Below are 26499 nucleotides of genomic sequence, written 5' to 3' on the forward strand. Positions count from 1 at the left end.
CCGTCGGCCGCTACGGCCGGTGCCACGCGCCGCCGCCTGTTCTGCGGGGAGGGGCGGCGGCGCGTGACGTTTTCAGGGGGCCTTCAGGACGTGCCGAGGGCGGCGTTCTCGACGGCGTTCTCGACGGCATTGACGAAGGCGAGCTTCACTTCACCGTCGCAGCGGCCGCCCGCCGCGTCCCAGTACCGGTAGGAGGTGTCCGCGATGATCAGCGGATCCCCGCCGCCGGGTGCGCGTCTGTCCACCGCGAGGAACTCGAACTCACCCGAAAAGGCACGGGCGTTGATGGGCCGCCGGAAACTGCCGCCGAACCGGGCGATGAGGATGTCGGGCAGCTGGTGCCGCCAGTAGTCCTCCAGCGTCCAGGAGCTGAATTCGGCGAGCAGCCCCTCCTTGACCGCCTTGGCGACCACGTAATACATCATCTGGTTGTAGCTGATGTTCACTTCGACCGCGTTGAGGTGCCCGGTGTCGTCGATATAGCACGACTCATCGATGGAGAATTCGCAGACTGCCGACACCCGGCCGTTCTCCGCGGTGACCTCTGCGGATTTCAGATATTCACAGTGCGCTTTGTAGGGCCGCAGTACCTGCGGCAGGAGCTCGGTGTCTGTGCCGAAAACGGTCATGCCGCTACGCCGCCGGCGCTTCGGCTTCGTAGAGCTTGCGCTCGTCGTGCACAGTGACACGGAAGGAGACGGTCGGCTCCGGAGTGGTGGTGTGCAGCGCCCGGTGGATCAGGCTGCGGTTGTCCCACACCAGCAGGTCGCCCTGCTCGAAGCTCTGCAGGTGGATGGCGGGATGGGTGAACTCGTCGTCGAGCTGCCCGGTGGCCTCGAACAGCCGGTGCAACAGCGTGTCGTCGACCGGCTCGCCGTTCGCGTCCTCCAGGCCGACGGTGAAGCCCTCACTCAGATACAGGACGGTCTCACCGGTGAACGGGTGGGTGAAGGTGGTGGGCTTCACCACCGGCGGGGTCTTCGTCGCGACCTCGTCCAGGATTTCAGAAATGGGCCGGTACACGTCGTGCGGGCGTATCTTGAAGTACTTCCGTACGGTGTGCCGGGCATAGGTTCCCGCGATGTCCCGCTTCAGTTCCTCGGACAGCGCCTCGTACGCCTTGACCATGTCGATGAAATAGGTTCCGCGGCTCTTCTGCGGAATCACCTGCGGATAGATGAGCGTGAGGCCGAACGGTTCCGGCATGAACTGGTAGTCGGCGTGCCAGAATTTACCGGTCTTCGGTACGCCGATCTGCTTGCCGTCCTTGGGGACGTTCGAGGAGACGAATATCTCCTCCACTTCGGGGTGCTGGTACATCGGCTCGTAGTACGTTTCGGGACGGCCCAGCCGCTTGCCGAGTTCGAGGAACTGCTTGGGCGACAGGTCCTGCCCCTTGAGCACCGCGATCTTCTGCGTGTAGACCGTCTGCTTGAGCGTGCCGATGTCCTCGGCGGAGGCGGCGGTGTAGTCGAATCCCTCGACGCTCGCACCGAACGCCTTGCCTGCCTGCGGAGTGACCTTCATGAGTTCAGCCCTTCGTGCGGTGAGTGGATGACGCGCTGCCTGCGGAGGACCCGACGGCCTCGAGCTTGTCGTCGATCAGCCGTACGGTCTCGTCGAGGGTGAGGTCGCCGCGGAGCTCGTTGTCCGCCACCTCGATCCCGAGGTCGCGCTCCAGACGCATGCTGATCTCGACCATCGTCAGCGAGTCGACATCGAGTTCGGCGAACGACGCCTCCGGACGGACCAGCTCCGGGTCCGCGTCGTGCAGTTTCGCGATGATCGCGACCAACTGCTCGTAGGTGGTGCTCATTTCAGCTGTCTCCTCCGTTGTCTTACGGTTGCCGCGGGTGCCGGAAGCGGTGAGATCGGGCCACCGCAGGACACAGGAGCCCCAGGTGAGGCCGCCTCCGAAGGCGGTGAGCAGGACCCGCTGCCCCGGCTGGACGGTCTGCCGGGCGGCAGCGTCGGCAAGGGCGAGCGGGATCGAGGCGGCGCCGGTGTTGCCGACGGACTCGATGTTGGTCACGCAGGCGGTCCCGGGCAGCCCGAGTTCATCGGCCACCGAGTGCAGGATCCGCAGATTGGCCTGGTGCGGTACGAAGTGGTCGAAGTCCTCGATCTTCCAGTCGGCGCGCTCCAGCACCGCGCGTGCCGAACCGGCCATACGGGTCACGGCGTGCCGGTAGACCTCTTTGCCGCGCATCGCGAAGTGCTGGTCGGCGCGGGTGACAGCACCGCCTGCGGAGCGCTGCCGGGAACCACCGGCCGCCACCATGATCAGTTCCTCGCCGGCGCCGTCGCTGCCGAGGTCGAAGTGGGTGACCGCACCGAGTTCACCGGCCCGCCCGGCGCGCAGCACCACGGCTCCCGCCCCGTCGCCGAAGATGATCGCGTTCGCCCGGTCATCGGGGTCCACGATGGTGGAGTAGGTGTCCGCGCCGATCAGCAGGACCCGGCCCGCGACCCCGGCCGCGATGAGCCCGGCCGCGGAGGCCAGCCCGTACACGAATCCGGTGCACACCGCGCTGACATCGAACGCCGCCGCGCCGGTGAGGCCCAGCCGGCCGGCGACCACGGGCGCGGTGGCGGGGCAGGAGTGGTCCGGGGTGGTGGTGGCCACGATCACCGCGTCCACCGTGGCGAGTCCGGCCGACTCCAGCGCGCGGCGGCCCGCCTCGACCGCCAGATCGGAGGTGGCCTGCCCGGGGTCCACGAAGTGCCGCCGGCCGATGCCGGTACGGGTCCTGATCCACGCGTCGGTGGTATCAAGGCGCTGCGACAGCTCCTCGTTGGTCACGACCCGGGGCGGCAGCCAGCCGGCGAGACCACAGATGACGGCGACGGGATGGGACGCCTCCGGCCGGCCGGCCGAGTCGGTGGGATCGGTCGGATCAGTCGGATCGGTCGGATCGGTCAGGGGGTTCTGGTCGGTGCGGGAGTTCGGGCTGAGCACGGCGGTTCTCCTCGGGGTGCGTGCACTGGAGCGGATGCGAGAGGCCGGCAAGGAGCGAGAGGACATCGGAACAGACACGGACGGCGGGCGGCGGGCGGTCGGCGGTCGTCAGCTGCCGGGCTTCACGGGCCCGGAACTCTGCGGAAGGCCAGCAGCACCACCGCGCCGAGACAGATTCCGGCCGCGATCACGTACACGGCCGTGCGGATGTCGCCCAGCAGGGCGTGCCGCAGCGCGCCGCCGGCGAGCCCGCCGTGACGACCGGTGTCGGCGACGGCCACCAGCCCCGCGAGCCCGACCGCTCCGCCGACCTGCAAGGTGGTCGACGCGAGACCGGACGCGATGCCCTGGTCCCCGGGCGCGACGCCGGCGGCGGCCGCGATCCACATCGCGGTCCAGCCTGCGCCCTGCCCGAGGCTGAGCAGCACGATCCCGGGCAGCACCCGCGCGTACGAACCGTCTGAGGTCAGCCCGAGAGCGAGCAGCGCCGCTCCCGCGGCGCCCAGCAGCAGCGAACCCAGCAGGGTCCTCCTCATCCCGACCGCGGCCACCGCCCGCTCGCCCGCCTTCGTTCCGGCCGCCACCACGAGCGCCGGTACGAGGAAGGCGAGCCCGGTGCCGAGCGGGCTGTAGCCGCGCACCGTCTGGAAGTACAGCGTCAGGAAGTACGGCAGCGAGCTGAAGGTCGCGCTGTACACCGCGGTCAGCGCCATGGCGGCGACCAGGCTCCGGTGGGCGAACAACCGGGCCGGGGTGAGCGGATCGCGAGTGCGCCGCTCGATGGCCGCGAAGGCCGCGAGCAGCGCGACGGACGCGGCCGAGCAGACGAGGACGGAGCCGCTGCTCCAGCCCGCCTCGGGCGCGTGCACCAGGACGAAGACCAGCAGCGTGATGCCGCCGGTCGCCGTCAGCGCACCGGACACGTCGAACTCCCGCCGCTCCGCCCGCTCCTCATCGGCGGGGAACAGCATCCGCCCCGCCACCGCGATCGCCGCGGCCAGCGGCACGTTGACGAAGAAGACGGACGGCCACGCGAAGACGTCCACGAGCGCTCCGCCGAGTAGCGAGCCGAAGCAGAGTCCGCCCGCGCCCGCGGCGCCCCAGACCGCGAGCGCCCGGTTCCGGGCCGGCCCCTCGTCGAAGAGCGTATTGATCAAAGAGAGAGTGGCGGGAAACAGCAGTGCCCCGCCGATGCCCTGGACGGCGCGGACGGCCACCAGAACGGTGGCGGATCCGGCCAGTCCGCCCACGAGCGAGGAGCCCGCGTACAGCAGCGCGGCGGCCACGAAGACCGGCCGAGCAGGTCGGTGGCCCGGCCGCCCAGCAGCAGGAAGCCTGCGGTGGCGACGACGTAGGCGCTGACCACCCATTGGAGGTCCTGCGCCGAGAAGCCGAGGCCGCTGCCGATGCTGGGCAGCGCGACGTAGACGACGTTGAAGTCGAGCGCGATGACAAGCTGTGCGGTGGCCAGAACGAACAAGGACAGTCCGAGACGTTGGCGCGATGGAGCGGGTGATGACTTCAGTGCAGACATGCTCGGACGTTCCCCCTTGGAATCCGCTCCTGGTCATATGCCCGTCATACGCCGGGAGCGCGGCCCGTCCTGGATCCTGACCGAGGTCCGGGTACGCGGCAAACGCCGGGCATTCGATTTGGACTGGCTTCCGCCCCTGTTGCGAATTCGGCTTCACTATGATCCGGAGGGGGCACCGGAATAGGAGCAGAGGGGTCACAACGCCGATATCTGGCCACCGAAATGGACACCAGCGGGTACCGTGTCAACCCGGCCGATCGCCGAACCGACTGTTTTTGGCCATTCCTGGACCGCTGCCGGGCACAGGAGATGGCGAATTCCGGCCGTAACTCCCTTGATTTTCCGTCGTTCGCGTCGCACCGGTCTTGAACAGCCGTTTAACAGTAGTCGGATGAGGCAGGCATTCAGTTCCCGGGCCTTCCGACATTTTTCCTCACACCATACTGAGTTGCCAATCTGGCTACTACCCCCGTACGGCATGCAAACATGAGGGAGTGGCATTGACTCCCGTGACGGAATCCCTCAGGCGCTCACGTTCTTCCAGCTCCCGGCGTATATCCCGGGCCGCGCCCCCACCGGCCCTGCTGGGTTTTGTGGCGCTGCTGGTGGCGCTGATGGCGGTCTCGTTCGCGGTGGGGCGCGCGGCCGGGCCGGTGTCTCCCGGCATTCACCGGACGGGTGAGGATTCCCCCGGCGTCTCCGACAATCCGTCGCCCGGGTCCGGGCCCGGTTCCGCGCCCGGATCGTCGTCGGGGCCCTCGTCGGAACCGGGCTCCGAAGACGGCGGGATGCCGGGCATGGGCGGCATGGGATCACAGAGGACCGAGATCCCGGTGGCCGGACGATGACGGGCGCGGACCCGCGTCCCGCGGCGGACGCCCCCCGGCTCACCACCGACCTGGTTGTCGGCGGGATGACGTGCGCGGCCTGCGTCGGCCGTGTGGAGAAGAAGCTCGGCCGGCTCCCGGACGTGACCGCGACCGTGAATCTGGCCACCGGCCGGGCCCGCGTCACCCACCCCGCCGAGGTGTCGGCCGACCGGCTGATCTCGGCCATCGAGCAGGCGGGTTACACCGCCGAACTCCCGCGTCCGCCCGCCCCGGCCGTCGGTGCCGACGCCGATTCCGGCTCCGGCAGCGGCAGCGGCAGCGGCACCAGTGGGGACCCGGCCCGCGATCCGGACCGGGACCGGCTGCTGATCACCGCGCTGCTCGCGCTCCCCGTCATAGCGCTGTCCATGGTCCCGGCCTGGCAGTTCAACCACTGGCAGTGGCTGTGCTTCACCCTCGCCGCACCCGTTGCCGTGTGGTCGGCCTGGCCGTTCCACCGGATCGCGCTGCGCGGCCTGCGGCACGCCGCCGCCACCATGGACACCCTGGTGTCCCTGGGCGTGGCCGCCTCCTTCTTCTGGTCGGTGTACGCGCTGTTCCTCGGAGGCGCGGGCGAACAGAACATGCGGATGCCGTTCACCTGGCTGCCGACGGCGGGCGACGGGGTCGCGCACGTGTATCTGGAGGCCGCGGTCGGTGTTCCGCTATTCGTGCTGACGGGACGGTATCTGGAGGCACGGGCGCGGCGCGGCACCGGCTCTGCACTGCGCGCGCTGGCCGAACTCGGGGCGAAGGACGTTGAGTTGCGGAGCGCTCACGACCGCGGCGGCACGCGGGTGCCGATCGCCGACCTGCGCGTGGGCCAGGAGTTCCTCGTCCGTCCCGGTGAGAAGGTCGCCACCGACGGTGTGGTGGTGGAGGGCAGTTCCGCGCTCGACCTCTCCCTGGTCACAGGCGAGAGCACACCGGTGGAGGTCGGGCCCGGAACTCAGGTCGTGGGCTCGGCCGTGAACTCCGGTGGCCTGCTGGTGGTGCGGGCGACAGCGGTCGGCTCCGACACCCAACTCAACCGGATCACCAGCCTGGTGACCGACGCCCAGGCGGGCAAGGCCCGCATTCAGCGGCTCGCCGACTCCATCGCGGGTGTGTTCGTGCCCGCCATCATCACCGTCGCGGCCACCGTGCTCAGCTTCTGGCTGGGGGCCGGAGCCGGCGCCGAGGCCGCCGTGACCGCCGCCGTCGCCGTACTGGTCGTGGCCTGCCCCTGCGCACTCGGGCTCGCCACCCCCACCGCCGTTCTCGCCGCGACCGGGCACGGGGCCCAACTGGGCATCCTGATAAGTGAACCCGAGGCACTGGAGCGGCTGCGCGGGGTGGACACCGTCGTCTTCGACAAGACCGGCACGCTCACCACCGGCCGGATGACGCTCGTCGAGACCACGACCCTCCCCGAAGGGCCGGACGCCGCCGAGGTGCTGCGCCTGGCGGGCGCGGTGGAGCACGGTTCTGAACACCCCATCGGACGGGCGGTGGCCGCAGCCGCACGGCGCGCCGGGAAGACCGGGGAGGATGCTGCCCTGCCCGAGGCCGTCGGCTTTCGCGCGCTGCCCGGCGTCGGTGTGCGCGGTCGGGTCGGGGGCCGGCAGGTCCTCGTGCACAGCCCCCGGGACCACGCGGCTCTCCCCGATGTCCTGCGCCAGGCGCTCGACCGGGCGGCGCTCGCCGCGCACACAGCCGTCCTCGTGGAGCTGGACGGCCGGGCGGTCGCCGTCCTGACCGTCGGCGACACCGTGCGGCCCTCCAGCTACCGCGCCGTACGCCACCTGCGGGAACTGGGCATCGAGCCGGTCCTGGTGACCGGCGACGGGCTCGCCGCGGCCGAGGCGGTCGCAGGCCAGGTGGGCATCGAGCGGGTGCACGCGGGCATCGTCCCGCAGGGCAAGGCGGCGATCATCGAGGAACTCCGCGCCTCCGGGCGGCGGGTGGCCATGATCGGTGACGGCGTCAACGACGCCGCAGCGCTGGCCGTCGCCGACCTCGGGATGGCGATGGGGGCGGGGACCGACGTGGCGATCGGCGCGGCCGACATCACACTCGTCCGCGAGGACATGGAGGCTGTCGTGGACGCGGTCCGGCTCACCCGCCGCACACTGCGCACGATCCGCGCCAACCTCGGCTGGGCCTTCGCCTACAACATCGCCACCGTGCCGCTCGCGGCGACCGGCTGGCTCGATCCGATGTTCGCGGCCCTGGCGATGTCGGCCAGTTCCGTGCTCGTCGTCGGCAACAGCCTGCGGCTGCGGGCCCCTTCGTACGGACCCGGAGGCAGGTCCCGGCGCGGACCGGGACGCCCCGGCAGCCGGTCCGGGCGCACGCAGGGACAGCGGCCGGGCGGAGAGCGATCCCTGGTGGGTGCGCGATGAGCGCGATGAGTACGCCGACCCGGAACCGCCGGAACCAGCCGGCCTCCCCCGCCGACCGTCCCATCCGTCCGCTGCCGGGTCCGCTGCGCGCCGCCCTGGTGCCGGTGGCCGCCTGCGCGGCCGCGCTGGTGCTGCTCACCGCCTATACGGCGACGGGCTCGGCCGGCGAGGCCCCGGCACGGATCAGCGTCAGCGACGCCCGCGTCTTCCGGCCCACCAACGCCGAGGCGACCGCGGCCCTCTTCACGATCCGCAACTCCGGCGGCACGGCCGACCTCCTGCTGTCCTTGGACTCCCCGTTGCTGGGGGACGCGATGCTCGCGCGCACCGTGGTGCGGGACGGAGGCGGCCGGATGACCCCGGCCGGCCCCGTCGCGGTGCCCGCGCGCGGTGCCGTGACCATGGACCCGGCCGGGCTCGATGCCATGATCCTGCGCCCGCCGCAGCTGCGGTTGGGGCAGAGGGTGCCGTTCGTCCTGCGCTTCCGGGACAGCGGGGAGATACGCGTCGAGGCCGTGGTCGTGCGTGCGGGAGCCTGTCCGCGGTGGGACGACGGGCCCGTCAGCCCACGTGGGCCACGTCGGCGGAGCCGTTCGCCACCGTCACCCCTCCCCCATCAGCTTGCGGATCTCGGTGATCAGGACGACGAGCGCCTCACGCTCCGGAATCGTGGTGCCGGGGTGCCAGAGGTCGATCAGCAGAGCGGTGCGCGGCCGCGTTCCGCGGTTCCACGCCTCGTGCTCGAAGGAGTAGTCGAACATCAGGCACTTCCCCTCCTCCCAGGTCCGGGTCTCACCCGCGACCGTGATGCCGCAGCCCTCCGGGATGTCCACCGCCAGGTGCAGGTTGATGCTGAAGTTCCACAGATCGTGATGCGGGGCGATCGACGCGCCGGGCAGCAGCGTGGAGAAGTGGCTCTCCAGTAGCGGGCAGATCTTCCCGGTGGCGACTGCGTACTCGCTGAGCACGTCGTACGCCGTCGGCACGACGTCCGCCAACTCCCGCACCAGGCGGCCCTTGCGGAACAGATACAGCGCCTGCCAGTCGTCCTGGCGGGTCAGATAGTGCTCGTAGTCGGAGAACGCGCTGCGACGCGCGGACCAGGCCGCCGCCAGCTCGCTCTTCACCGCGGTGTGCGCGGCTTCGAGGGCGTGGACCACCGGGGCCAGCTCCTCGTGTTCGTACGGGTCGTGCCACGGGCGCTGCGAGATCCCGGGCATGATCCACTTCGCGCCCTTCTGAAGCGGGTGCCGTTCCTGCCTCCCCGGTTCCAGCATCCGCTCGACGCGCTCGATCGCCTCCGCTCCGTACTGCTCCCGCAGTGCGGCGAAGGCTTTCTCTATCTCGGGGGTCATGGGTGGCTCCAGACGTGGTGCTGAGTGGCGTGGTTCTGAGTGGCGTGGTTGTGATGGAGGGCCTCCGGGCTCGGCACCGCTTCCGCCGCCCGGAGCAGGACGACCAGGTCGTCGCGGGCCCGCGCGACGCGGGACCGTACGGTGCCGATCGGGCAGCCGCTGGCGGAGGCGGCCTCGGCGTAGGACAGGCCGAGGAGTTGGGTGAGTACGAACGCCTCGCGGCGCGGGGCCTGCAGGGTGTCCAGCAGTTCGAGCACGGCCACGCCCTCCTCGAAGCCCGGTACTCCGATGGGCTGGGTCCCCTCGGCGGCGCTGCGCCAGTCGACGGCGTCGGCGATTCGGGGCCGGGCGGCGGCATGGCGGTAGCGGTCGACGACGGCCCGGCGGGCGATCGACAGCAGCCAGGTCCTCGCGCCGGAGCGGCCGGCGAACCTCGGCAGGCCGCCCAACGCCCGCAGGAACGTATCCTGCGTCAGGTCGTCGGCGCCGTGCACATCGCCGCTCAGATGGGCGGTGAACCGCCAGACGTCGCTGTAGGTGGCCCGTACGAAGCGCTCGACCGCCGCTGGATCACCGCCGCGCGCGGCGAGCGCCCATTCGGTGACCTGTTCGTCGTCCTTGCGAGCCGACGCCCTCGGGGCGCCCTTCAGCAGGGCATGAATCATCGTAAAAGGTCCTTCTCGTGCTGCGCGGCCGCACCACGGCGTGAAGCGGCCGTCGGCGAGCGGCACCTCAGGACCGGCGATGTCCGTCCGGACGGGGCCAGGTCCATGTCCCCCGCCCGCGGTCGGCGGACGCGGGGAAGGAGCCGCGTGGTCAGGGACCGGCCTGCGCGCTGACGCCCGCCGTCTGCGCGGCGGCGTGCGGGCAGGCGGGCACTCCGCCCGTCACCGGGGCACCGGAGGGTTCTCCGTCAGGCGCGAGGGGGACGAACGGTCAGCAGTGCCACGCGAGTTGTGGTGGTCCCCGGCGAGACAGGACGTGGTGCAGCAGTACGCCGCGCAGCGCGTGCGCGGGAGCATCATCGGCGGCCCGGCGTACCGAGAGCGGGTCATCGGCCGGCGCCGTACGGGCCGGGATGAACAGCACCCGCCATACGCGCCGCAGCGGCGCGGCCACCAGGGCCGTGAGAGCCCGTCCGAGCCGGAATGCTGCCGCCTCACCGCGCCACAGCCACAGTCCGCAGACCACGGCGGCGAGCAGGTGGGCGAAGAACATCGCGGTGGAGTCATGGCCGCCCGACGCCATGCCCATGGGGTCCGAAGCGGTGCTCCGGTGACCGGCGGAACCCGCCATATCCATGCTCATGTTCATCGGCATGTGCATGTGCATGCCGCCGATGCGCATGGCCCAGGCCGTCGCGGCCGAACCGCCGTGCAGGTCCGCCATGTCGTGGGACATGAGGCCGGCCGGTTCCCGGCCGGGCGACTGCGTGAGCCCGAACAGGGTGTGCAGGCCGAGTTGGGCCACCACCGTGGATCCCGTGACCACCAGCGCGCCGCGCTCCCGCCCGGCGAGCCACCAGGCCACCGAGGCCGTACCGGAGAAGGCCGCGCCCAGCGACCACAGCGGAACGGCGACTCCGGAAGCCCAGGAGTGACCGAGCGCTGCCATCGACACGCAGACGGCAGCGAACAACGCGGCTCGTGCGGTGCGGGACGCCGGCCCGGTGGTCATGCCGCCATCGTGCCACCCCAGCCCGTCCGGTGGGGGCGATACGCCCCCGGACCAGACCCTTTGTGATGCACGCGATCCGCTTCCGGCGGGTCCGGAAGGCGCCGGCGGGTTCCCGGCCGGGGACCGTGCCGGAGGTGCCCTCTTGGTTTCCGGGCCGCTGGGTGCGAGCATGTCGGTCGCTCGTGAACGACTGGGGTTGGCGGAGTATTCACCGTGGTTCCATCCACGCGCCGCGGGGAATTCTCCGCTGCCTGAGGAGACTGTCACCGCATCCGCTCCGCCATGGACGACCCAGGAGGCCGGCCTTCATGACCGCCATCGACCGCCGACGATTCATGCAGCTGGCGGGCGGCACGGCCGCCGCTTCCCTGCTGTCGACCAGCATCGCCCGCGCGGCGGAGATCCCGGCAAACCGCCGTACCGGCTCCTTGCGGGACGTGGAGCACATCGTCGTCCTGATGCAGGAGAACCGCTCCTTCGACCACTACTTCGGCACGCTGCGCGGCGCGCGCGGATTCGGCGACCCGCGCCCTGTGGTCCTGCCCAGCGGCAAGCCGGTGTGGCACCAGTCCGACGGCACCAAGGACGTCCTGCCGTTCCATCCGGAGGCGGACAACCTCGGCCTGCAGTTCCTCCAGGACCTCAACCACGACTGGAACGGCGGCCACGCCGCCTTCAACCAGGGCAAGTACGACAAGTGGGTGCCGGCCAAGAGCGCCACGACGATGGCGTACCTGACGCGGGAGGACATCCCCTTCCACTACGCGCTGGCCGACACGTTCACCATCTGCGACGCCTACCACTGCTCGCTGATCGGTCCCACGGACCCGAACCGCTACTACCTGTGGACCGGCTTCACCGGCAATGACGGCAAGGGCGGCGGACCGGTCATCACCAACGCCGAGGCCGGCTACTCCTGGACCACCTACCCCGAGCGCCTGGAGCGGGCCGGGGTGTCGTGGAAGATCTATCAGGACGTGGGCGACGGCCTCGACGCGCCCGGCGGCTGGGGCTGGATCCAGGACGCCTACCGGGGCAACTACGGCGACAATTCGCTGCTCTACTTCAACCAGTACCGCAACGCCAAGCCGGGCGACCCGCTGTACGACAAGGCCCGCACCGGCACCAACGCCAAGGCCGGGGAGGGTTTCTTCGACATCCTCAAGGCCGATGTGGCGGCCGACCGGCTCCCGCAGGTCTCCTGGATCGCGGCGCCCGAAGCCTTCACCGAGCACCCCAACTGGCCGGTCAACTACGGCGCCTGGTACATCTCCCAGGTGCTGGACGCGCTGACGTCGAACCCGGAGGTGTGGAGCAAGACCGCGGTCTTCATCACCTACGACGAGAACGACGGCTTCTTCGACCACATCGTGCCGCCGCACCCGCCGGTCTCTCGCGCGAACGGGCAGTCGACCGTGGATGTCACCGGCGAACTGTTCGCCCCCGCCGGATCCGACAAGAGCGTCGCCGGCGCCTACGGCCTGGGGCAGCGGGTTCCGATGCTCGTCGTGTCGCCGTGGAGCAAGGGCGGCTGGGTCAACTCCCAGGTGTTCGACCACACCTCGATCATCCGCTTCATGGAGCGGCGCTTCGGCGTCCACGAGCCGAACATCTCGCCCTGGCGCCGGGCGGTGTGCGGCGACCTCACCACCGCGTTCCAGTTCGCCAGGACCGACACCGCGGTCCCGGCGCTCCCGCCCACCGACGGCTACCTGCCGCCGGACCGTGACCGGCACCCCGACTACGTGCCGGTGCCGCCGGCCAATCCGGTGCTCCCCAAGCAGGAACCCGGACTGCGCCCGGCCAGGCCGCTGCCGTACGACCTGGCCGCCGACGGCCGTACCAGCGTCACGGACCACCGGCTGCGGATCGACTTCGCCAACCACGGCAAGGCCGGCGCGCACCTGTATGTGACCTCCGCGACGAACACCGAAGGACCGTGGACGTACACCGTCGAAGCGGGACGGCGGCTGTCCGACAGCTGGAGCACCGCCGCGGCGGGGAACAGCGCCTACGACTTCACGGTGCACGGCCCCAACGGCTTCCTGCGGCAGTTCACCGGCCGCGCCGACAGCCGGGGCCCGGAGGTCAGCGCTTCCCACGACGGGGACAGCGGCCAGGTCCGGCTGGTGCTCACCAACCCGGGCGCCACGACCGTCAAGCTCACCGTCAAGGACGGCTACGGACACGAGCGCCCGGCCACGTACCGGCTCCGGCCCGGTGCGCGCGCCGTCCACACCGCGCACCCGCGCCGCAGCCACGACTGGTACGACCTGTCGGTGGTCTCCGGCCAGGACGGCAGCTTCCTGCGCCGCCTGGCGGGCCACGTCGAGACGGGCCGGCCCGGTACGAGCGACCCGGCGATCGCCACCGGCTGACCGGGGTCCTGCCCCCTTCACCTCCGTCATTCCTTCCCCTCACCGGACGGTCAGGGCCGGCGCGGCGAGCGCCGGGTCCTGGCGGAGGATCAACTGCTGTATCCGGGTCAGCTCCTGTCCCGGCTCCACCCCGAGCTCGTCGATCAGCATCTCCCGGGTGGTCCGGAACAGGGCGAGCGCTTCCGCCTGCCGCCCGGAGCGGTACAGCGCGAGCATCAGCCTCGCGCGCGGCCGCTCCCGGAGGGGGCATTCGCGGATGAGCCCCTTGAGAACGGCGACGGCCTCCTCGTGCCGGCCGAGTGCCAGGGCCGCGTTGGCCTGGTACTCGGCCGCGGACAGCCGTAACTCCTCCAGCCGGGCGATCTCGGCGGCGAGCGGCTCATGGCCGGTGAGACCGGCCATGGCGGGCCCTCGCCACATGCGCAGCGCCCTCGTCAGGCAGCGGTAGGCATCCATCGCCTGGCCCGCCTCCAGGTGCGCCCGGCCGTCGCCGACCAGCCGCGCGAACCGGACGCCGTCGACCTGTTCGTCCCTGGCGTGCAGCGAATACCCGCCCGGGACGCTGCGCACCAGGCGCGTCGCTCCGGCCGGGCCGGGTTCCAGGAGCTTCCGGAACCGGGAAACGTAGCTCTGAAGACTGTTGACGGCACTGGGCGGTGCGTCGTCCCCCCATACGTAGTCGATGAGCCTGGGCACCGGGACAAAGGTGTTGCGGTGCATCAGCAGGGCTGCCACGACAGCTTGTTGTCTACGCCCTCCCGGGCTGATCGAACGGTTCTCGTCGGCGATGGTGACGGGTCCGAGTACGCGGAACTCCATGGTCTCCCCCCAGACCGATGGTGCGTTATTCACCGTCATTGTTTAACACGTGGATCTCATGGATGAGAAGGACGCCTCATACGCGGTCTGCACGCAGTTTGCACGAATTCTGCAAGCGAGCAGAGGGACGCTGTCATAACCGGCTCCATGGGGGAGCCCTCGGGGGTGATCCGCCATGTCTGCAGACCCATCAATGGTACAAAACGCGCAGGGAGATGCCGAGTCCGTCATACTGACCGCGGCCGGGCAGGTCGGCGTCCATGAAGGGCGTTCGAACGGCAACTGGAACAACATCCAGCGCTACAGCGATGAGGTCCCCGGACTGGAGTGGTCGCAAGGTCAGCCCTGGTGTGCGACGTTCGTCTCCTGGGTGGCGCTGCGCGCCGGCGCCGCGAGTTTGCTCCCGTGTACCGCGTCGTGCACGACGGGCGTGGGCTGGTTCCAGGACCAGGGACGGTTCTCGGAGTATCCGGCGGTGGGAGCCCAGGCGTTCTACGGAGTCGGCGGCTCGGAGCACACCGGGGTGGTGGAGCGGTTCGACGCGACGTTCATCTACACCGTCGAGGGCAACACCAACGTGAACGGCTCCGCCGAGGGCGACGGGGTCTACCGCCGGGTGCGGGAGCGCAAGTCGGCGCGGGTGTACGGGTACGGCTACCCCAAGTACGCCGGCGGCATCGACTCCGCCGACCCCGCCTGGCCCCGCCCCACCCCCGTCCCGCACCCGGTCGACCTCGAACCCTTCCCGGGCGCCCAGTGGTTCCACACCGCGCCGCACAGCCCCATCATCACCGCGATGGGCCGCCGGCTCGTGGCCGAAGGAGTCGCGGTCTACACCCAGGGCCCGGGCCCGCAATGGACCGACACCGACCGCCGCTCCTACGCCGCCTTCCAAGTCAAGATCGGCTATCGGGGCACCGACGCCGACGGCTGGCCGGGGCCCGTCTCCTGGGCACAGCTGCGCGTGCCGAAGGGCTGACCTTTCGCACGGATATTCCGGAATCGAATTGCCATTCCACGCACATGAGTTCGCGTTACCGAGGCATTGGATATTTTCGCGCGGGGGGCGCCATGGCTCGATCCGGCACATCGGTGAGGAATTCGCCGCGAATCCCGCGACCGGCACCGGTCGAATGAGTGTTCCGGGCGGGGCGTGAAGCCCTGCCCGGCCCTAGCCGACGTCGATGCCGTACTCCAGGACCAGCGCCTCGAGCCCGCCCTCATATCCCTTGCCGCCCATGACGAAGTCCCAGTCGCCGCTCGCCCGGCGGCGGAAGGAACCGAGTATCAGGGCGGTCTCACCGGACCGGCCGTCGGAGACCTCCAGCCGGCCGAGCTCGGCTCCCGAACCGTCCGACAGCCGGATGAACGCGTCGGTGAACCCGGACAGATCCGCCCGCGGATTGACCTCGGGATCGATCGACACCGCCAGCACCAGCCGGTCGGCGCTCGCGGGCAGCGCGTCGAAGGCGACCCGGATCGCAGCCTTGTCCCTGGCGGGGCGGGCAATGGCGCACACCGTCCCGTCGGGGGTCCGCGCGTTGTTGAAGAACACGAAGTGATCGTCGCTCAGCGCGCGGTTCCCCCGGCAGACGAGGGCGCACACATCCAGCGCGACACTCCCCGACCAGTCCATGCCCAGCACGTTGTACTCGCCGGCGGGTACCGGGTCGGCGGCCGCCGGAGTACCCCGCTGAGCGGGAACACCCGCGCCGCCGCCGAGCCGGCCGCGCAGTCCGTGACGGCCCAGCAGGTCGACGAGTTCGGTGCCGGAGATCAGCGTCAGCGGTTTGCCGTTGGCGAAGGTGTAGGAGCCCGGACCAAAACCCGACGTCGTCACCAGGACGCCCTTGTTCGCCCCCGCCCCCTGCACCGTTCCGAACAGATCGCGCACCGCCGTGGGCGGCACCGTATGGCGGTAGCGCTTCACCTGCACGATGATCGTGCCGCCGCTGATGGGATCGGGATCCAGCGCCTCCACATCGACACCGCCGTCGTTGGAGCGCTGCGTCATGACCGCCTGCATGCCACGGGCCCGGAACAGGTCCGCCACCAGCGACTCGAACTCGACGGGGTCCATCTCGAAGAGATCCGGATCCTCCTCACCCCCGCGCGAGACCATCCCCCTGCCGAAGTCGTCCGGCACCGCGCCGGGCCGCACCACGGCCCGCTGGTCGGGACGCGCGGACAGCCGGCCGCCCAGACCGTCCACCAGGCAGTCCACGGCGCTGACCTGCCCGAGGTTCAGCCGGCCGAAGACCAGGCGCTCCGCCAGGACCGTGGCGAGAAAGAGCTGCGCCCGCTGTCCGGTCGACGGGTCGTGGTCGTCCACGAATCCGTTCAGCGTCACGGAATCCAGCGTGCCGAACTCGTCCGCCGCGAACAGTTCCCGCAGCGCCAGCAGCACACACTGCGCCACCACGTCCCGGTAGACCGCCCGCCGCTGCCCCACAGGACGGGCGGTCTCCTTGTCCTGGTCCGCGGTGACCAGGTACCGCACCGATTTCGCTCCGGGCACGATGTCGTAGCCCGGCAGCTCCCAGTTCAGTACGAGCCGCCGGCCGGCCGGGTCGTAGGCGCACGACACCTGGCGCGGGAACCCCTCCGGCCACGCCGTGGAGGCGTACAGCGCCGCGGAGAAGTACTCCACCACCGTGTCCGCATCCCCGCGGCGGAGGGCGACCGCGTTCTCCGCGATACCCGCGTTGTGCCGACGGATCTCCGCCAGCTGCGCGGCCCGCCAGCTGTCGTACTGCCGCCCGTGCGCCGTCAGTTGCTGCTGCCGCTGTGCCTCGGCGGCCCGCGCGGCCCGCAGGTCGCGCTCGTACCGGGCCTGCGCCTCCTGCGCCCGCCGCCCCGAGCCGAACCCCCACCCGGACTGCGGCTGATAGCCACTCTGCTGCGGCATCCGGACGGGGACGGCGAGCCGGCCGGGGGCGAACGGCTCCAGCTGTTCCGAACGCAGCAGCGCCGTCGTGCGGAACGCCGGAGCCCGGCAGCCCACCGCCAGCAGCCGGGTCAAGGACTCGACGCGCGAGTCCAGTTCCTGCGTACGCCGCCTGGCGTCCGCCTCGCGGCGCTGCCGGTATGCCGTCTGCTGCTCACGATGGCTGCGGGCGAGTTCTCGCTCGGCGGAGCGCTGCTCCCGCAGATGCGCCTCCAACTGGCGTTGTCTCTGGCGCTGCGCCTCAGCCCACACGCCGATCGACCGGTTGGAGCGATTACTCATCCGGGCACGCGCCCTCCCTCCGGGCCGCCTGACGGACCCGGAACTGTGCACTGGCGGACCGGCCAGCAGTACGACATATCGCGGTGCTTCGACTCTAGTCGGCGCCCGGCCGGTGTCAGGCCGTTTCGGGGGCGGGGCCGCGGTGGAAGCGGCCGTCCAGGAAGAGGAGCGGCGCGCCGGGTTCGGCCTGGTGGTGGAGTACCTCGCCGATGAGGACGAGATGGTCGCCCGCGGGGACGATCCGGTCGCGGCGGCAGATGAGCGTGCCGATCGTGCCGTCCAGGAGCGGCACGCCGTACGGGCCGGACCGGAAGGGGAGTCGGTCGAAGCGGTCGCCGGGTCCGGCGAAGCGGGCGGCCAGTTCGCGCTGGTCGGCGGCGAGCAGATGCACCGCGAAGTGCGCGCCGGCGGTGAAGGCCGCCCGGTGGGTGGAGGCACGGTTGAGGCACCACAGGACCAGGGGCGGGTCCAGGGACAGCGAGGTGAAGGAGTTCACCGTCAGCCCGGCCGGCCGGCCGCGGCGGACGGTGGTGACGACCGCCACGCCGGTGGCGAAGCGGCCGAGCACCGACCGCAGCGGCCGCTGTTGTCCGCGCTCCGCCGCGTCCGTCGTCACCGCTCCGTCCGTCGTCATCGCGCGGCTGCCGCCTTGCGCCGGCAGGTGTCCAGTGCCTCGGTGATGTCGGAGTCGTCGGGGGCCAGTTCTGCGGCGATCTCCAGGTCGGCGAGGGCCTCTTCCCAGTGGCCGGTGTCCTGGTGGACGAAGGCGCGGTTGTAGCGCAGCGCGGGGTCGCCCGGCTGCAGTTCCACGGCGTGTCCGAGGTCGCCCGCGGCGATGTCCAGCTCACCCATGTCGTAGGCGAGGGCGGCCCGGCCGGACAGTGCGGAGATCATGTCCGGGTCGGCCTTGAGGGCGACGTCGAAGGCGCCCCGGGCGGCGGTGAACTCCTCGCGCTCCGCGTGCACCTGGCCCACCACCACGTGCAGATAGGGGTTGTCGGGTTCGTAGCCGAGGCCGGTGACCGCGTCCCGCATCGCCGCATCGAGTTCCCCGGCCTCCAGCAGCAGGCCCGCCCGGTTGACGTACGCGTCGACGAAGTCGGGTACGAGCTCCAGTACATAGCTGAAGTCGGCGAGGGCGCCCGCGGTGTCGCCCTCGGCGAACCGGAGGTCACCGCGATTGTAGTAGATCTCCGGGAAGGGAGGGGAGAGCCGCATGGCCCTCGCGTAGTCCTCGAACGCCTCCTGCGGGCGCTCCAGCCGGCGCAGGATGTTGCCGCGTTCCAGGTAGTGCTCGGCGTGGTTGGGGTCCTCGCGGATAACGATCGCGTAGTCCGCGAGGGCCTCCTCGATCCGGCCGAGGCTGAGGTAGACACGGGCCCGGTTGTTCTTGAGCACGGAGCGGTGCAGCACGTGTTCGTCCGGGCCGAGCAGCTCGTCGAGGCTGTCGATGGCCTCGTCCACCAGCCGCAGCGCATCGGCCGGCTCACCGAGATTGACCTCCACCAGCGCCAGGCCGTTCTTGTAGAAGGCGCTCTGGAAGGCCCGTTCGCTGCGGTCCTCGATCAGCGACGCGGTGGCGATTGCGGAGTTCAGCCAGGACTTGGCCTTGAACTCGTCGCGGTCCTCGGGGTCGTTGTGCCGGGTGTAGAGCATGGCGGTGTTGTAGGCGGCGGCCATGTGGACGCCGGGCTTGGTGGAGTTCAGCCGGGCCTGGTCGTCCAGCCGTTCGGCCTCGTAGGTACGGCCCAGGATGGAGAGCGACAGTGCCACTCCTTTGGTGAAGGCCCACCAGCGGTTGTGCTCGGTCCTGGGGTCGACCAGCGCCAGCCCCCGGCGGCCGTAGTCGACGCAGGCTTCGTAGAAGCCGTGGCACAAGCTGTGGTCCATGGCGTGGAAGACTGCGGGCACCCCGGCGCCGCCGGGGTCGGTGCCGTGCTCCAGGTGGTAGGCGATGGCGCCGAGGCGGAGCGACTCCTCGTCCAGCAGGGCGAGTTCGGCGGCGCGGCGGTCGTGCAGCCGGGCCCGCTCGCCGGGGTCGAGGGCCTCGTAGGCCGCGCGCGGGGCCGGCTCGTCGCTGGTGCAGTCCGAGGCCACGTAGTCCCACGCGTCGGCGGGTCCGCCCGCATCGGATCCGGCTGTCGCGCGGATCTGCCCGGCCTCCGTCAGCCGCGCGCGGCCGGCGAGGACGGACAGCAGCGCCTCGTCGTCGGGCCCGGTGCCGCCGCTGCGGACGACGACGGTCAGGTGCGCGGGGTCGATACGGCGGACCAGCGCGGTGAGGAATTCCAGGTCGGTGCTCTCGGCCTGGTCGGCGTTCTCCACGACCAGGACGCGCGGTCCGTCGGCGGCCAGACCGTCGCGGACGAACTCCACCAGGCCGTTGGAGATACGCGTGGTACGTAACCGGGCGTAGTAACGGGTGCGTTCGGCCGGGAGCGCCATGGAGGTCAGCGTCTCGCGGGAGTTGGGGACGACGGCGCTCAGGTCCGGTGCGGCGGAGAGGAGTTCGATGTCGTAGCGCTCGACGAGTTTCCGGTCGCGGAGCAGAACACCGGGCACCATGGCGCGTACGAGGGTCCCGGCCGCGGTGTACGGCCCGCGCAGCCTGCGGTGCGCGTCCACGGTCATGGCGGATCCGGTCGGCAGGCCCAGCCGCTCCATGACGGCCTCGCGGTCCCTGCGCAGCCCGCCGCGAACCCAGTGGTGAGTAGGGACAACCTCGTTCATGCGGACTGCTCCTTTGCGTCGCGTCGTGCGGCGGTTCAGTTGGCGGTGGCGAGGGTGCGGCGTCGGTAGCCGCGGACGGCGAGGATGCCCGCGAGGATCAGCTCGCCGAAGTTGAGGACCAGGAAGACGGTCACGTCCAGGACGTTCAGCGGCGAGGTGTCGGAGAAGAGCTTTCCGACGGCCAGCCCGGTGATGCGGATCGCGGCGGGGATCACGGCCGTGATGAGCAGCCCGGTGAGGACCGCGTAGCCGGTGACCATCAGCCAGACGTACCAGCGGGCGACCTCGCGGTCGCGCGGGGTCCAGGTCTCCGCGTCCACGATCTTGTCGCGCCGCCCGATCAGGCCGTAGAGCCGGTTCTGGAGCATCCCCTTGGCCACGGACTGCAGGTCGTTGCAGCCCAGCACGGTGGTGGCGAGGAAGTACAGATCGGTGCGCAGGAAGAAGTAGAACTGCCAGGCGAACCGGAGCAGTGTGCCGAAGGCCATCGCAAGCAGGAAGCGGCCCAGGAATCCGGCGAAGCCGTCCGAGGACACCAGGGGCACCGCGCCGAGGGTCAGCCCGGTCACGACCAGGACGTCGACGAGCATGCCCGCGAGCATCGGCAGGTAGCGCTTGCGCCGTGGAACGGCGACGAGTCCGTCGAGTTTGGTCAGGAAGACCACGTAGTAGAAGCGCCGGCCGATGCTGAGGGAGGAGTTGAGCCCGAGCCGGCGTCCGGCCAGCGCGTGGTAGGACTCGTGCAGCAGGATCCACGGCGCCTGGCCGAGGACGTTGCCGAGCGCGAGGGCCACCAGGGACGAGCTGGTGAAGAAGATGTTCTGGTAGGTGGGGACCACGGCCGGTTCGCGGAACATGGCGACGATGCCGGCGATGAACAGCAGTCCATACAGGACCCAGGCCACGGGCGAGAAGAGGGCCTTGCCCAGCCCCTGCCAGCGCACCGCGCGCACCTCGGCGACTTCCTCGCCGTCCGGCACGAGCAGTTCGAACGCCTCGAGGACTTCGAGGAATTCCACCATGTCGACCGTCTCGCCGTACTGGGTGTTGTACCAGCGGGCGGCGTCGTTCGGGGTCTCCCCGGTCTCCAGGCGGCGCAGCAGCGCGGCGCCGTCGGCAGGGAAGAGGCCGTAGGAATCGATATCGGCCCGGCCCACGGTGACCTCGTCGCCTTCCTCCAGGAAGGTCAGCGGGTACAGCCTGAGGGGTCGGTCGAGGTCCACTGCCGCGGCGTCCATCACTACCTCACTGTCACTGGTCCGCAGGAGTGCCGGTCCGGGTCGCGGACGTCATGGCCCGGACCGGCTGGAGCTCCGCGAGCCGCGGCGGGCCGGTATCAGCCGGCTCGCCGCGGCTCGGAAGGGAAAGGTCAGGCGAGGACGGGGCCGCCGCCGCAGTAGCAGGACGTGGCGGCGGAGGTCAGGCGGACAGTGCCGGCCTTGCGGACAACGATCTTCTTCATGTTGTGCTCCTTTTCCGTGATGTGACGCATCGTCGGACGCGGTCGCGGCCGATGCTCCCGACGGGCGGGAGGGTCTGGGTGGCGCAAAGGAACAGAGACTGATGTGAATGAGATTCGCGCTCTCATTCATCTCCGCTCACAGGCTGGCACGCGTCCACTCGGGCGTCAACAGCCTTGAGTGCGCCTGGATTTGACCGCCGACACATCGGATGTCCGGCCAACCACCCTTCTGATCAAGCCAGTTGCAGCCCATAGCACAACGTGATGAACGTGCACCCGGTCTCCACAGGCAGGGCGGTCAGATCCTCGCCTCACCAACTAAGATGCGGGGAACGCAGAGCGGACCCCACCCGCGCTTACCACAGGCGATACGCAGGGCACTCGACCAAGGGAGGTATGCGGTGCCTGATCCGATGTCTGGCACCCCGACGCTCGCGGACAAGATCGACCGGCTGTTCGACGTCGTCCGCGGCCCGGACCACGCGCCGTACACCCACGAGGAGGTGGCACGCGCGTGCCGCGAGGCCACCGGGGAGAGCTTTTCAGCCACTTATTTGTGGCAGCTGCGCACGGGACGAAGGGACAATCCGACCAAACGTCACCTCGAAGCGCTGGCTCAATTCTTCCAGGTGCCGCCGACGTATTTCTTCGACGACCAGCAGAGCGCCCAGATAGCGCAGGAGCTCCAGCTCCTCGGGGCACTGCGGGACGCGGGGGTACGCGAGGTGGCGTTGCGTGCGGTCAACCTGTCGCCCGAGGGCCTCGGAACCATCAGCGACATGATCGAAGTCATCGCCCGCAGAGAGGCGGGATTGCGCCGCGCAGACTGATATCCACTGGTCCACCCCTGGGCATAGGATCGCTCATCGCTCATATCGCTCATGAGCGGTTGCTGATCGTTGTGCGGTGCCTTGCCCGGGGAGGGTTCTTATGGGGGACTACGCGGAACAGCAGAACAAAACGTTGTGGCGGCGATGTCGGCGGACAGTAGCGGCCCTGCCGCTTCCACGGCCGTTCGACGCCACCGCCTTCACCGAGGCACTGACCGAACAGCGGGGAAGACCGCTGGTTCTGGTGCCCTTACCTCCGCACGCCTGCACGCCCTGCGGAATGCTGGTGACGACCGACCGGGCCGACTACATCGGATACCCGACCAGTACCAGCGCCCTGCACCAACAGCACATACTGCTCCACGAGGTGGGCCACCTCGTCCGCGGCCACGCCGGCGTCGCGCATCTCGACTCCTCGGCGTCCCGGGTGCTCCTGCCCCATCTGTCGGGTGAGCTGGTCCGGCGGGTGCTGGGCCGCAGCGTCTACTCCGACGTACAGGAGCAGGAGGCCGAACTCATCGCCTCGCTCGCCCTGCACCGGCCGACGCGCAAGGTCCGGCGGCCACGCGACGCCTGGCTCGCCGCGGCCGACCGCACCGACGTCACCGAGGCGTTGGCCCGGCTCGGCCCGATCGTCGGCCTCGCCGCTTCCACCAGGATCCGGGCCACCGCCACCGTCGGGCCCTTGCGTACGCTTCCCGCTCCGGGAGCGGGTACGTGACCGACGCGGTCGCTTTAGCCGGTTGCCTGATCGTCCTGGCGGGTGTCGGCTGGAAGCTCCTCACCAGCCGCTCCACTCCGGCCGAAACCTCTGTGCGCTATCTGTACGGCTGCGCGCTGTCCATGGGCGGCGCGCTGGCCGTCCTCGCTCCCGCGACCACCCGCCTGGCGGGCCGGGCAGGACCGTTCGCCCTGTGGACCGCTCCGGCCGGACAGTGCTTCGACCTGGCCGCGATGGCGTTCCTCGCACTGGTCGCGCGCACGGCGGGCGCCGCGCCGCACCGCCGTACGGCGGTCCGCCGGCAGCTCACCGGGACGCTGGCGGTCACGGCGGCCGGTCTCGGCGCGTATCTGTGCGCCGGAGTGAGCCGTGAGGGCCGGGACCTGGTCGCGGCCGCCGGGCACGAGGGGTTCCTGGCGGCGTACAACGCCCTGCTCACCGCGCACACCGCATGGTGCCTGGCCGTGCTGATCCGGAGCTGCACCCGGTACATCCGGTCGCGGCTGCTGCGCGGCGGGCTCGGCCTGATCACCGCAAGCGCGGCCGTCGGCCTGCTGTGGACGGTATGGAGCCTGGGCGATGTGTTCTCCGCGCTGGCCACCGGACGTGAGGACGGATGCGAGAGCACCGTGTCGGCGCTGGCCGGCACGGTCTGCCTCGCGCTGGGCCTGGGCGGGACGATGGCCTCCGTCTGGGGCCCGCCCGCTGCGGCCCGCGTCCGGCGGACGCTGGCAAGGCTGCGCGCATGCCGCGGCTACCCCTGGCTCGGCCCGCCCTGGGGCGCGGCACACGACGCCGCCGCCGGGTTACGGGAACGGCTGCCGGGCGGGCGGGCGCTGCCCACGCCGGCCGGCTGGCTGCGGGCCTGGCGCGGCTACCGCAGAATCGGCCCGCTCTGGACCGCGATGCACGCGGCTCTGCCGGAGATCGCACTGACCGGACCCGCGCTGCGGCTCGGCTGCATCCCGCCGCTCGGCGCCCAGTTCGCGCTGTACCGCCGCATCATCGAGATCCGGGACGGGCACCTGGCGCTGCGGCCCTACTTCCATCCGGAGGTCGCGGCCTGGACCGCCGAGGCGGAGGGCTCCGGTCTCGACGCCGGCTCCGCGCGGCTGGCGCCGATCGTGGAAGCGGCGACGATAGCCGCCGCCCTGGAGGCGGCGCGGTCGGGACGCCGCTCCATCCCGGGCAGCTGCGAGGGATATGTGCCGCCGGAGGTGCGCGCGAGTGTGGAGGCCGAGACGGCCTGGCTCATGCAGGTCTCGGACGCCTTCATCGGCTCCCCCGCCGTCGAGCTGGTCCGGTGCCGGGTCCGGGCGGGTCTGGTCGACGGATACGCGACGGCCGTCGGCCCCGCGTCGGCCCGCCCGGCTTTGCAGGACCGGAGCTCGCCCCGGCTCCCGGGCTGAGGTGCGGCCGGGCCGGACACGCCTCAGCCCGCGTCCGGGCCCTGGGTGTGCTCCGGCTCCCGGTCCGGTCCTGGTCCTGGCCCTGGCCCCGGCCCTGGCTTCCCGGCGGGGATCCGGTTGTTGTCGGCCCGGTTGTTGTCGGCCCGGGCGCCGGGCCCGGGCTCTCCGCGGCGGACGGATCCGGGGGCGCGCCGGGCCGGACGCAGCGGTCTGAGCTGGGAGGAACAGAGGTGCCACGGCACACTGATGACCATGACGCCGGGAGTGAACAGCAGCCGGCTCTTCAGCCACAGTGCGGACTGGTTGTGCAGCGCGTTCTCCCACCAGTGTCCGACGACGTATTCGGGGATGAAGACGCTGATCACGTCACGGGGACTGGCGCGATTGAGGGAGCGCACGTACTGCACGACCGGGCGGGTGACCTCCCGGTACGGGGAGGCCAGGGTCTTGAGCGGCACGTCCATGCCGTAGGCGTCCCACGCGGCCTGGAGCGCTCTCGTCTCATCGCGGTCGACATCGACGGTGAGGGCTTCCAGCGTGTCGGGGCGGGTGGCGCGGGCGTAGGCCAGCGCCCGCAGCGTGGGCTTGTGAATCTTGGAGACCAGGACGATGCCATGCACCCGGGCGGGCAGCACCATCTCGTCGGTCTCGTCGGTGACGGCCAGTTCCGCCGCGGTGTTGTCGTAGTGCCGACGGATTCCGCGCATCATCAGCCACAGCAGCACCGCGGCGATCACCGCGAGATAGGCGCCCTGGGTGAACTTGGTGGCCAGCACGATCACCAGCACCAGGCCGGTGACCAGCGCCCCGAGACCGTTGATCGCCCGCGCGGTGTGGTGGCGGCGGCGCAGCGCCGGGTCGGTCTCGGTGCTCAGGGTGCGGTTCCAGTGCCGGACCATGCCGGTCTGGGACAGGGTGAAGGAGGTGAACACGCCCAGGATGTACAGGTGGATGAGGTTGGTGACCGAGGCGTGGAAGGCCCACAGCAGGCCGCCGGCGACCACGGCCAGCGCGACGATGCCGTTGGAGAACGCGAGGCGGTCGCCGCGGGTGTGGAGCTGGCGGGGCAGATAGCGGTGCTGGGCCAGGATCGAGGACAGCAACGGGAAGCCGTTGAACGCGGTGTTCGCGGCCAGCACCAGCACCAGCGCGGTGGCGGCCTGGATGAAGAAGAACCCGACGCTGTGGTCACCGCCGAAGATCGCCGCAGCGAGCTGCGCGATGACGGTGCGCTGCGGGGTCGAGGAGCAGTCGCCGGTGACGCCGGTCAGCCGGCAGGTGTCCTCGGTGATGTGCACGTCGGAGATCATGGCGAGGGCGGTGATGCCGGAGAACATGATCACCGCGATGATGCCCATCGCCGTCATCGTGGTCGCGGCGTTCTTCGACTTCGGTTTGCGGAAGGCGGGCACTCCGTTGGAGATGGCCTCCACCCCGGTCAGCGCCGTACAGCCGCTGGAGAACGCGCGCAGGCTCAGCATCAGCAGCGCGAAGCCCGCGAGATTGCTGTCGCCCGGTTTCGGGGTGATGCCATAGGCGGCGGACTCCGCCACCGGTGCGTCGCCCAGCATCCACCGCAAGAGGCCGGTGGCGCACATGATCAGGACGCCCGCGATGAACAGATAGGTCGGCGCGGCGAACGCCCGCCCCGACTCCCGCATCCCGCGCAGGTTGACGGCCGCCAGCAGTGCGACGAATCCCACCGCCATCACGGTCCGGTACGCGTTCACGGACGGGATCGCGGAGATGATGTTGTCGACGCCCGAGGCGACCGACACCGCGACCGTCATCACGTAGTCCACCAGCAGCGACGCGGCCACCACCAGCCCGGCGGACGGGCCCAGGTTGGTGGCGACCACCTCGTACGAGCCGCCGCCGGAGGGGTAGGCGTTCACCACCTGCCGGTAGGACAGCACCACCACCGCCATGAGCCCGACCACCGCCATCGCCACCCAAGTGGTCAGATGCAGATAGGCCAGACCCCCCAGGGTGAGCACCAGCAGGATCTCCTGCGTGGCGTACGCCACCGACGACAGCGGGTCGGACGCGAAGATCGGCAGCGCCAGCCGCTTGGGCAGCAGCGTCTCCTGCAACCCCTCACTCGGCAGCGCCCGGCCGATCACCATCCGTTTGACCGCATCCA

20 protein-coding genes and 2 pseudogenes are annotated in these 26499 nt (G+C 70.6%); 7 read left to right on the plus strand and 15 right to left on the minus strand.

Going from position 1 to position 26499, the window contains the following annotated elements:
* Positions 1–83: 83 nt before the first annotated feature.
* From scoD to QMK24_RS41435, 6 genes and pseudogenes are all read right to left on the minus strand, one after another.
* Positions 84–629 (minus strand): (2E)-enoyl-ACP glycyltransferase, encoded by a 546-nt coding sequence (scoD, locus tag QMK24_RS05000; protein WP_283463895.1) that lies wholly within the window; start codon positions 627–629, stop codon positions 84–86.
* A 4-nt stretch (positions 630–633) separates the two neighbouring features.
* On the minus strand, positions 634–1527 hold the full coding sequence (scoE, locus tag QMK24_RS05005; protein ID WP_283463896.1) for a (3R)-3-[(carboxymethyl)amino]fatty acid oxygenase/decarboxylase: 894 nt from the start codon (positions 1525–1527) through the stop codon (positions 634–636).
* Between the two features lie 4 nt (positions 1528–1531).
* Complete coding sequence (locus QMK24_RS05010) at positions 1532–1816, minus strand: acyl carrier protein (RefSeq protein ID WP_283464059.1); 285 nt, start codon at positions 1814–1816, stop codon at positions 1532–1534.
* Between the two features lie 48 nt (positions 1817–1864).
* Positions 1865–2839 (minus strand): annotated as a pseudogene (locus QMK24_RS05015) (beta-ketoacyl-ACP synthase III); the annotation flags it as partial.
* 242 nt (positions 2840–3081) lie between these two features.
* Positions 3082–4209: an MFS transporter gene (locus tag QMK24_RS05020; protein WP_349307829.1), complete on the minus strand. Its 1128-nt coding sequence runs from the start codon at positions 4207–4209 to the stop codon at positions 3082–3084.
* The gene (locus QMK24_RS41435) at positions 4113–4493 is read right to left on the minus strand and encodes a hypothetical protein (protein WP_349307825.1); all 381 of its coding nucleotides are present in this window, start codon (positions 4491–4493) and stop codon (positions 4113–4115) included. Before QMK24_RS41435 ends, QMK24_RS05020 begins: the two co-directional genes overlap by 97 nt.
* A gap of 844 nt (positions 4494–5337) precedes the next feature.
* Here QMK24_RS41435 and QMK24_RS05025 point away from each other — a divergent pair.
* Both QMK24_RS05025 and QMK24_RS05030 read left to right on the plus strand, forming a co-directional pair.
* Positions 5338–7746 (plus strand): heavy metal translocating P-type ATPase, encoded by a 2409-nt coding sequence (locus tag QMK24_RS05025; protein WP_283463897.1) that lies wholly within the window; start codon positions 5338–5340, stop codon positions 7744–7746.
* 5 nt (positions 7747–7751) lie between these two features.
* Positions 7752–8207: pseudogene (locus QMK24_RS05030) on the plus strand (copper chaperone PCu(A)C); the annotation flags it as partial.
* Positions 8208–8348: 141 nt separating this feature from the next.
* Here the strand turns inward: QMK24_RS05030 and QMK24_RS05035 are convergent.
* From QMK24_RS05035 to QMK24_RS05045, 3 genes are all read right to left on the minus strand, one after another.
* Complete coding sequence (locus QMK24_RS05035; protein ID WP_283463898.1) at positions 8349–9101, minus strand: aspartyl/asparaginyl beta-hydroxylase domain-containing protein; 753 nt, start codon at positions 9099–9101, stop codon at positions 8349–8351.
* Positions 9098–9766, minus strand: a complete 669-nt coding sequence (locus QMK24_RS05040; protein ID WP_283463899.1) for a sigma-70 family RNA polymerase sigma factor — start codon at positions 9764–9766, stop codon at positions 9098–9100. The genes QMK24_RS05035 and QMK24_RS05040 overlap by 4 nt, the downstream gene beginning before the upstream one ends.
* Positions 9767–10037: 271 nt before the next feature.
* On the minus strand, positions 10038–10778 hold the full coding sequence (locus QMK24_RS05045) for a hypothetical protein (protein WP_283463900.1): 741 nt from the start codon (positions 10776–10778) through the stop codon (positions 10038–10040).
* A 308-nt stretch (positions 10779–11086) separates the two neighbouring features.
* Between QMK24_RS05045 and QMK24_RS05050 the strand changes: the two genes are divergently transcribed.
* Complete coding sequence (locus tag QMK24_RS05050; RefSeq protein ID WP_283463901.1) at positions 11087–13156, plus strand: phosphocholine-specific phospholipase C; 2070 nt, start codon at positions 11087–11089, stop codon at positions 13154–13156.
* Positions 13157–13195: 39 nt separating this feature from the next.
* Here QMK24_RS05050 and QMK24_RS05055 read toward each other — a convergent pair whose 3' ends face one another.
* A complete protein-coding gene (locus QMK24_RS05055; protein ID WP_283463902.1) occupies positions 13196–14008 on the minus strand; it encodes an AfsR/SARP family transcriptional regulator in 813 nt (270 codons plus the stop codon).
* 160 nt (positions 14009–14168) lie between these two features.
* On the opposite strand from QMK24_RS05055, the gene QMK24_RS05060 reads away from it, so the two are divergent.
* Positions 14169–14954, plus strand: coding sequence for a peptidoglycan-binding protein (locus tag QMK24_RS05060; protein WP_283463903.1), 786 nt, complete (start codon positions 14169–14171; stop codon positions 14952–14954).
* Positions 14955–15146: 192 nt separating this feature from the next.
* On the opposite strand, the gene QMK24_RS05065 is transcribed toward QMK24_RS05060, so the two are convergent.
* The 4 genes from QMK24_RS05065 to QMK24_RS05080 all read right to left on the minus strand — a co-directional run bounded on the left by QMK24_RS05065 (position 15147) and on the right by QMK24_RS05080 (position 21172).
* Positions 15147–17204 (minus strand): restriction endonuclease, encoded by a 2058-nt coding sequence (locus QMK24_RS05065; protein WP_283463904.1) that lies wholly within the window; start codon positions 17202–17204, stop codon positions 15147–15149.
* Positions 17205–17319: 115 nt separating this feature from the next.
* Positions 17320–17838 carry a flavin reductase family protein gene (locus QMK24_RS05070; RefSeq protein ID WP_283463905.1) on the minus strand — a complete coding sequence of 173 codons (519 nt, stop codon included), beginning with the start codon at positions 17836–17838 and terminating at the stop codon, positions 17320–17322.
* On the minus strand, positions 17835–19934 hold the full coding sequence (locus tag QMK24_RS05075) for a tetratricopeptide repeat protein (RefSeq protein WP_283463906.1): 2100 nt from the start codon (positions 19932–19934) through the stop codon (positions 17835–17837). Before QMK24_RS05075 ends, QMK24_RS05070 begins: the two co-directional genes overlap by 4 nt.
* Positions 19935–19969: 35 nt before the next feature.
* A complete protein-coding gene (locus QMK24_RS05080) occupies positions 19970–21172 on the minus strand; it encodes a hypothetical protein (protein ID WP_283463907.1) in 1203 nt (400 codons plus the stop codon).
* 637 nt (positions 21173–21809) lie between these two features.
* Between QMK24_RS05080 and QMK24_RS05085 the strand changes: the two genes are divergently transcribed.
* From QMK24_RS05085 to QMK24_RS05095, 3 genes are all read left to right on the plus strand, one after another.
* Positions 21810–22226, plus strand: a complete 417-nt coding sequence (locus QMK24_RS05085; protein ID WP_502962487.1) for an XRE family transcriptional regulator — start codon at positions 21810–21812, stop codon at positions 22224–22226.
* A 100-nt stretch (positions 22227–22326) separates the two neighbouring features.
* Positions 22327–22947, plus strand: coding sequence for a ParH-like protein (locus tag QMK24_RS05090; RefSeq protein WP_283463909.1), 621 nt, complete (start codon positions 22327–22329; stop codon positions 22945–22947).
* A complete protein-coding gene (locus QMK24_RS05095) occupies positions 22944–24356 on the plus strand; it encodes an MAB_1171c family putative transporter (protein ID WP_283463910.1) in 1413 nt (470 codons plus the stop codon). The genes QMK24_RS05090 and QMK24_RS05095 overlap by 4 nt, the downstream gene beginning before the upstream one ends.
* Positions 24357–24379: 23 nt before the next feature.
* Here the strand turns inward: QMK24_RS05095 and QMK24_RS05100 are convergent, their stop codons facing one another.
* Positions 24380–26482, minus strand: a complete 2103-nt coding sequence (locus tag QMK24_RS05100; RefSeq protein WP_283464060.1) for an APC family permease — start codon at positions 26480–26482, stop codon at positions 24380–24382.
* Positions 26483–26499: the final 17 nt, after the last annotated feature.

The sequence above is a fragment of the Streptomyces sp. PH10-H1 genome, assembly GCF_030063355.1.
Lineage (GTDB): Bacteria > Actinomycetota > Actinomycetes > Streptomycetales > Streptomycetaceae > Actinacidiphila.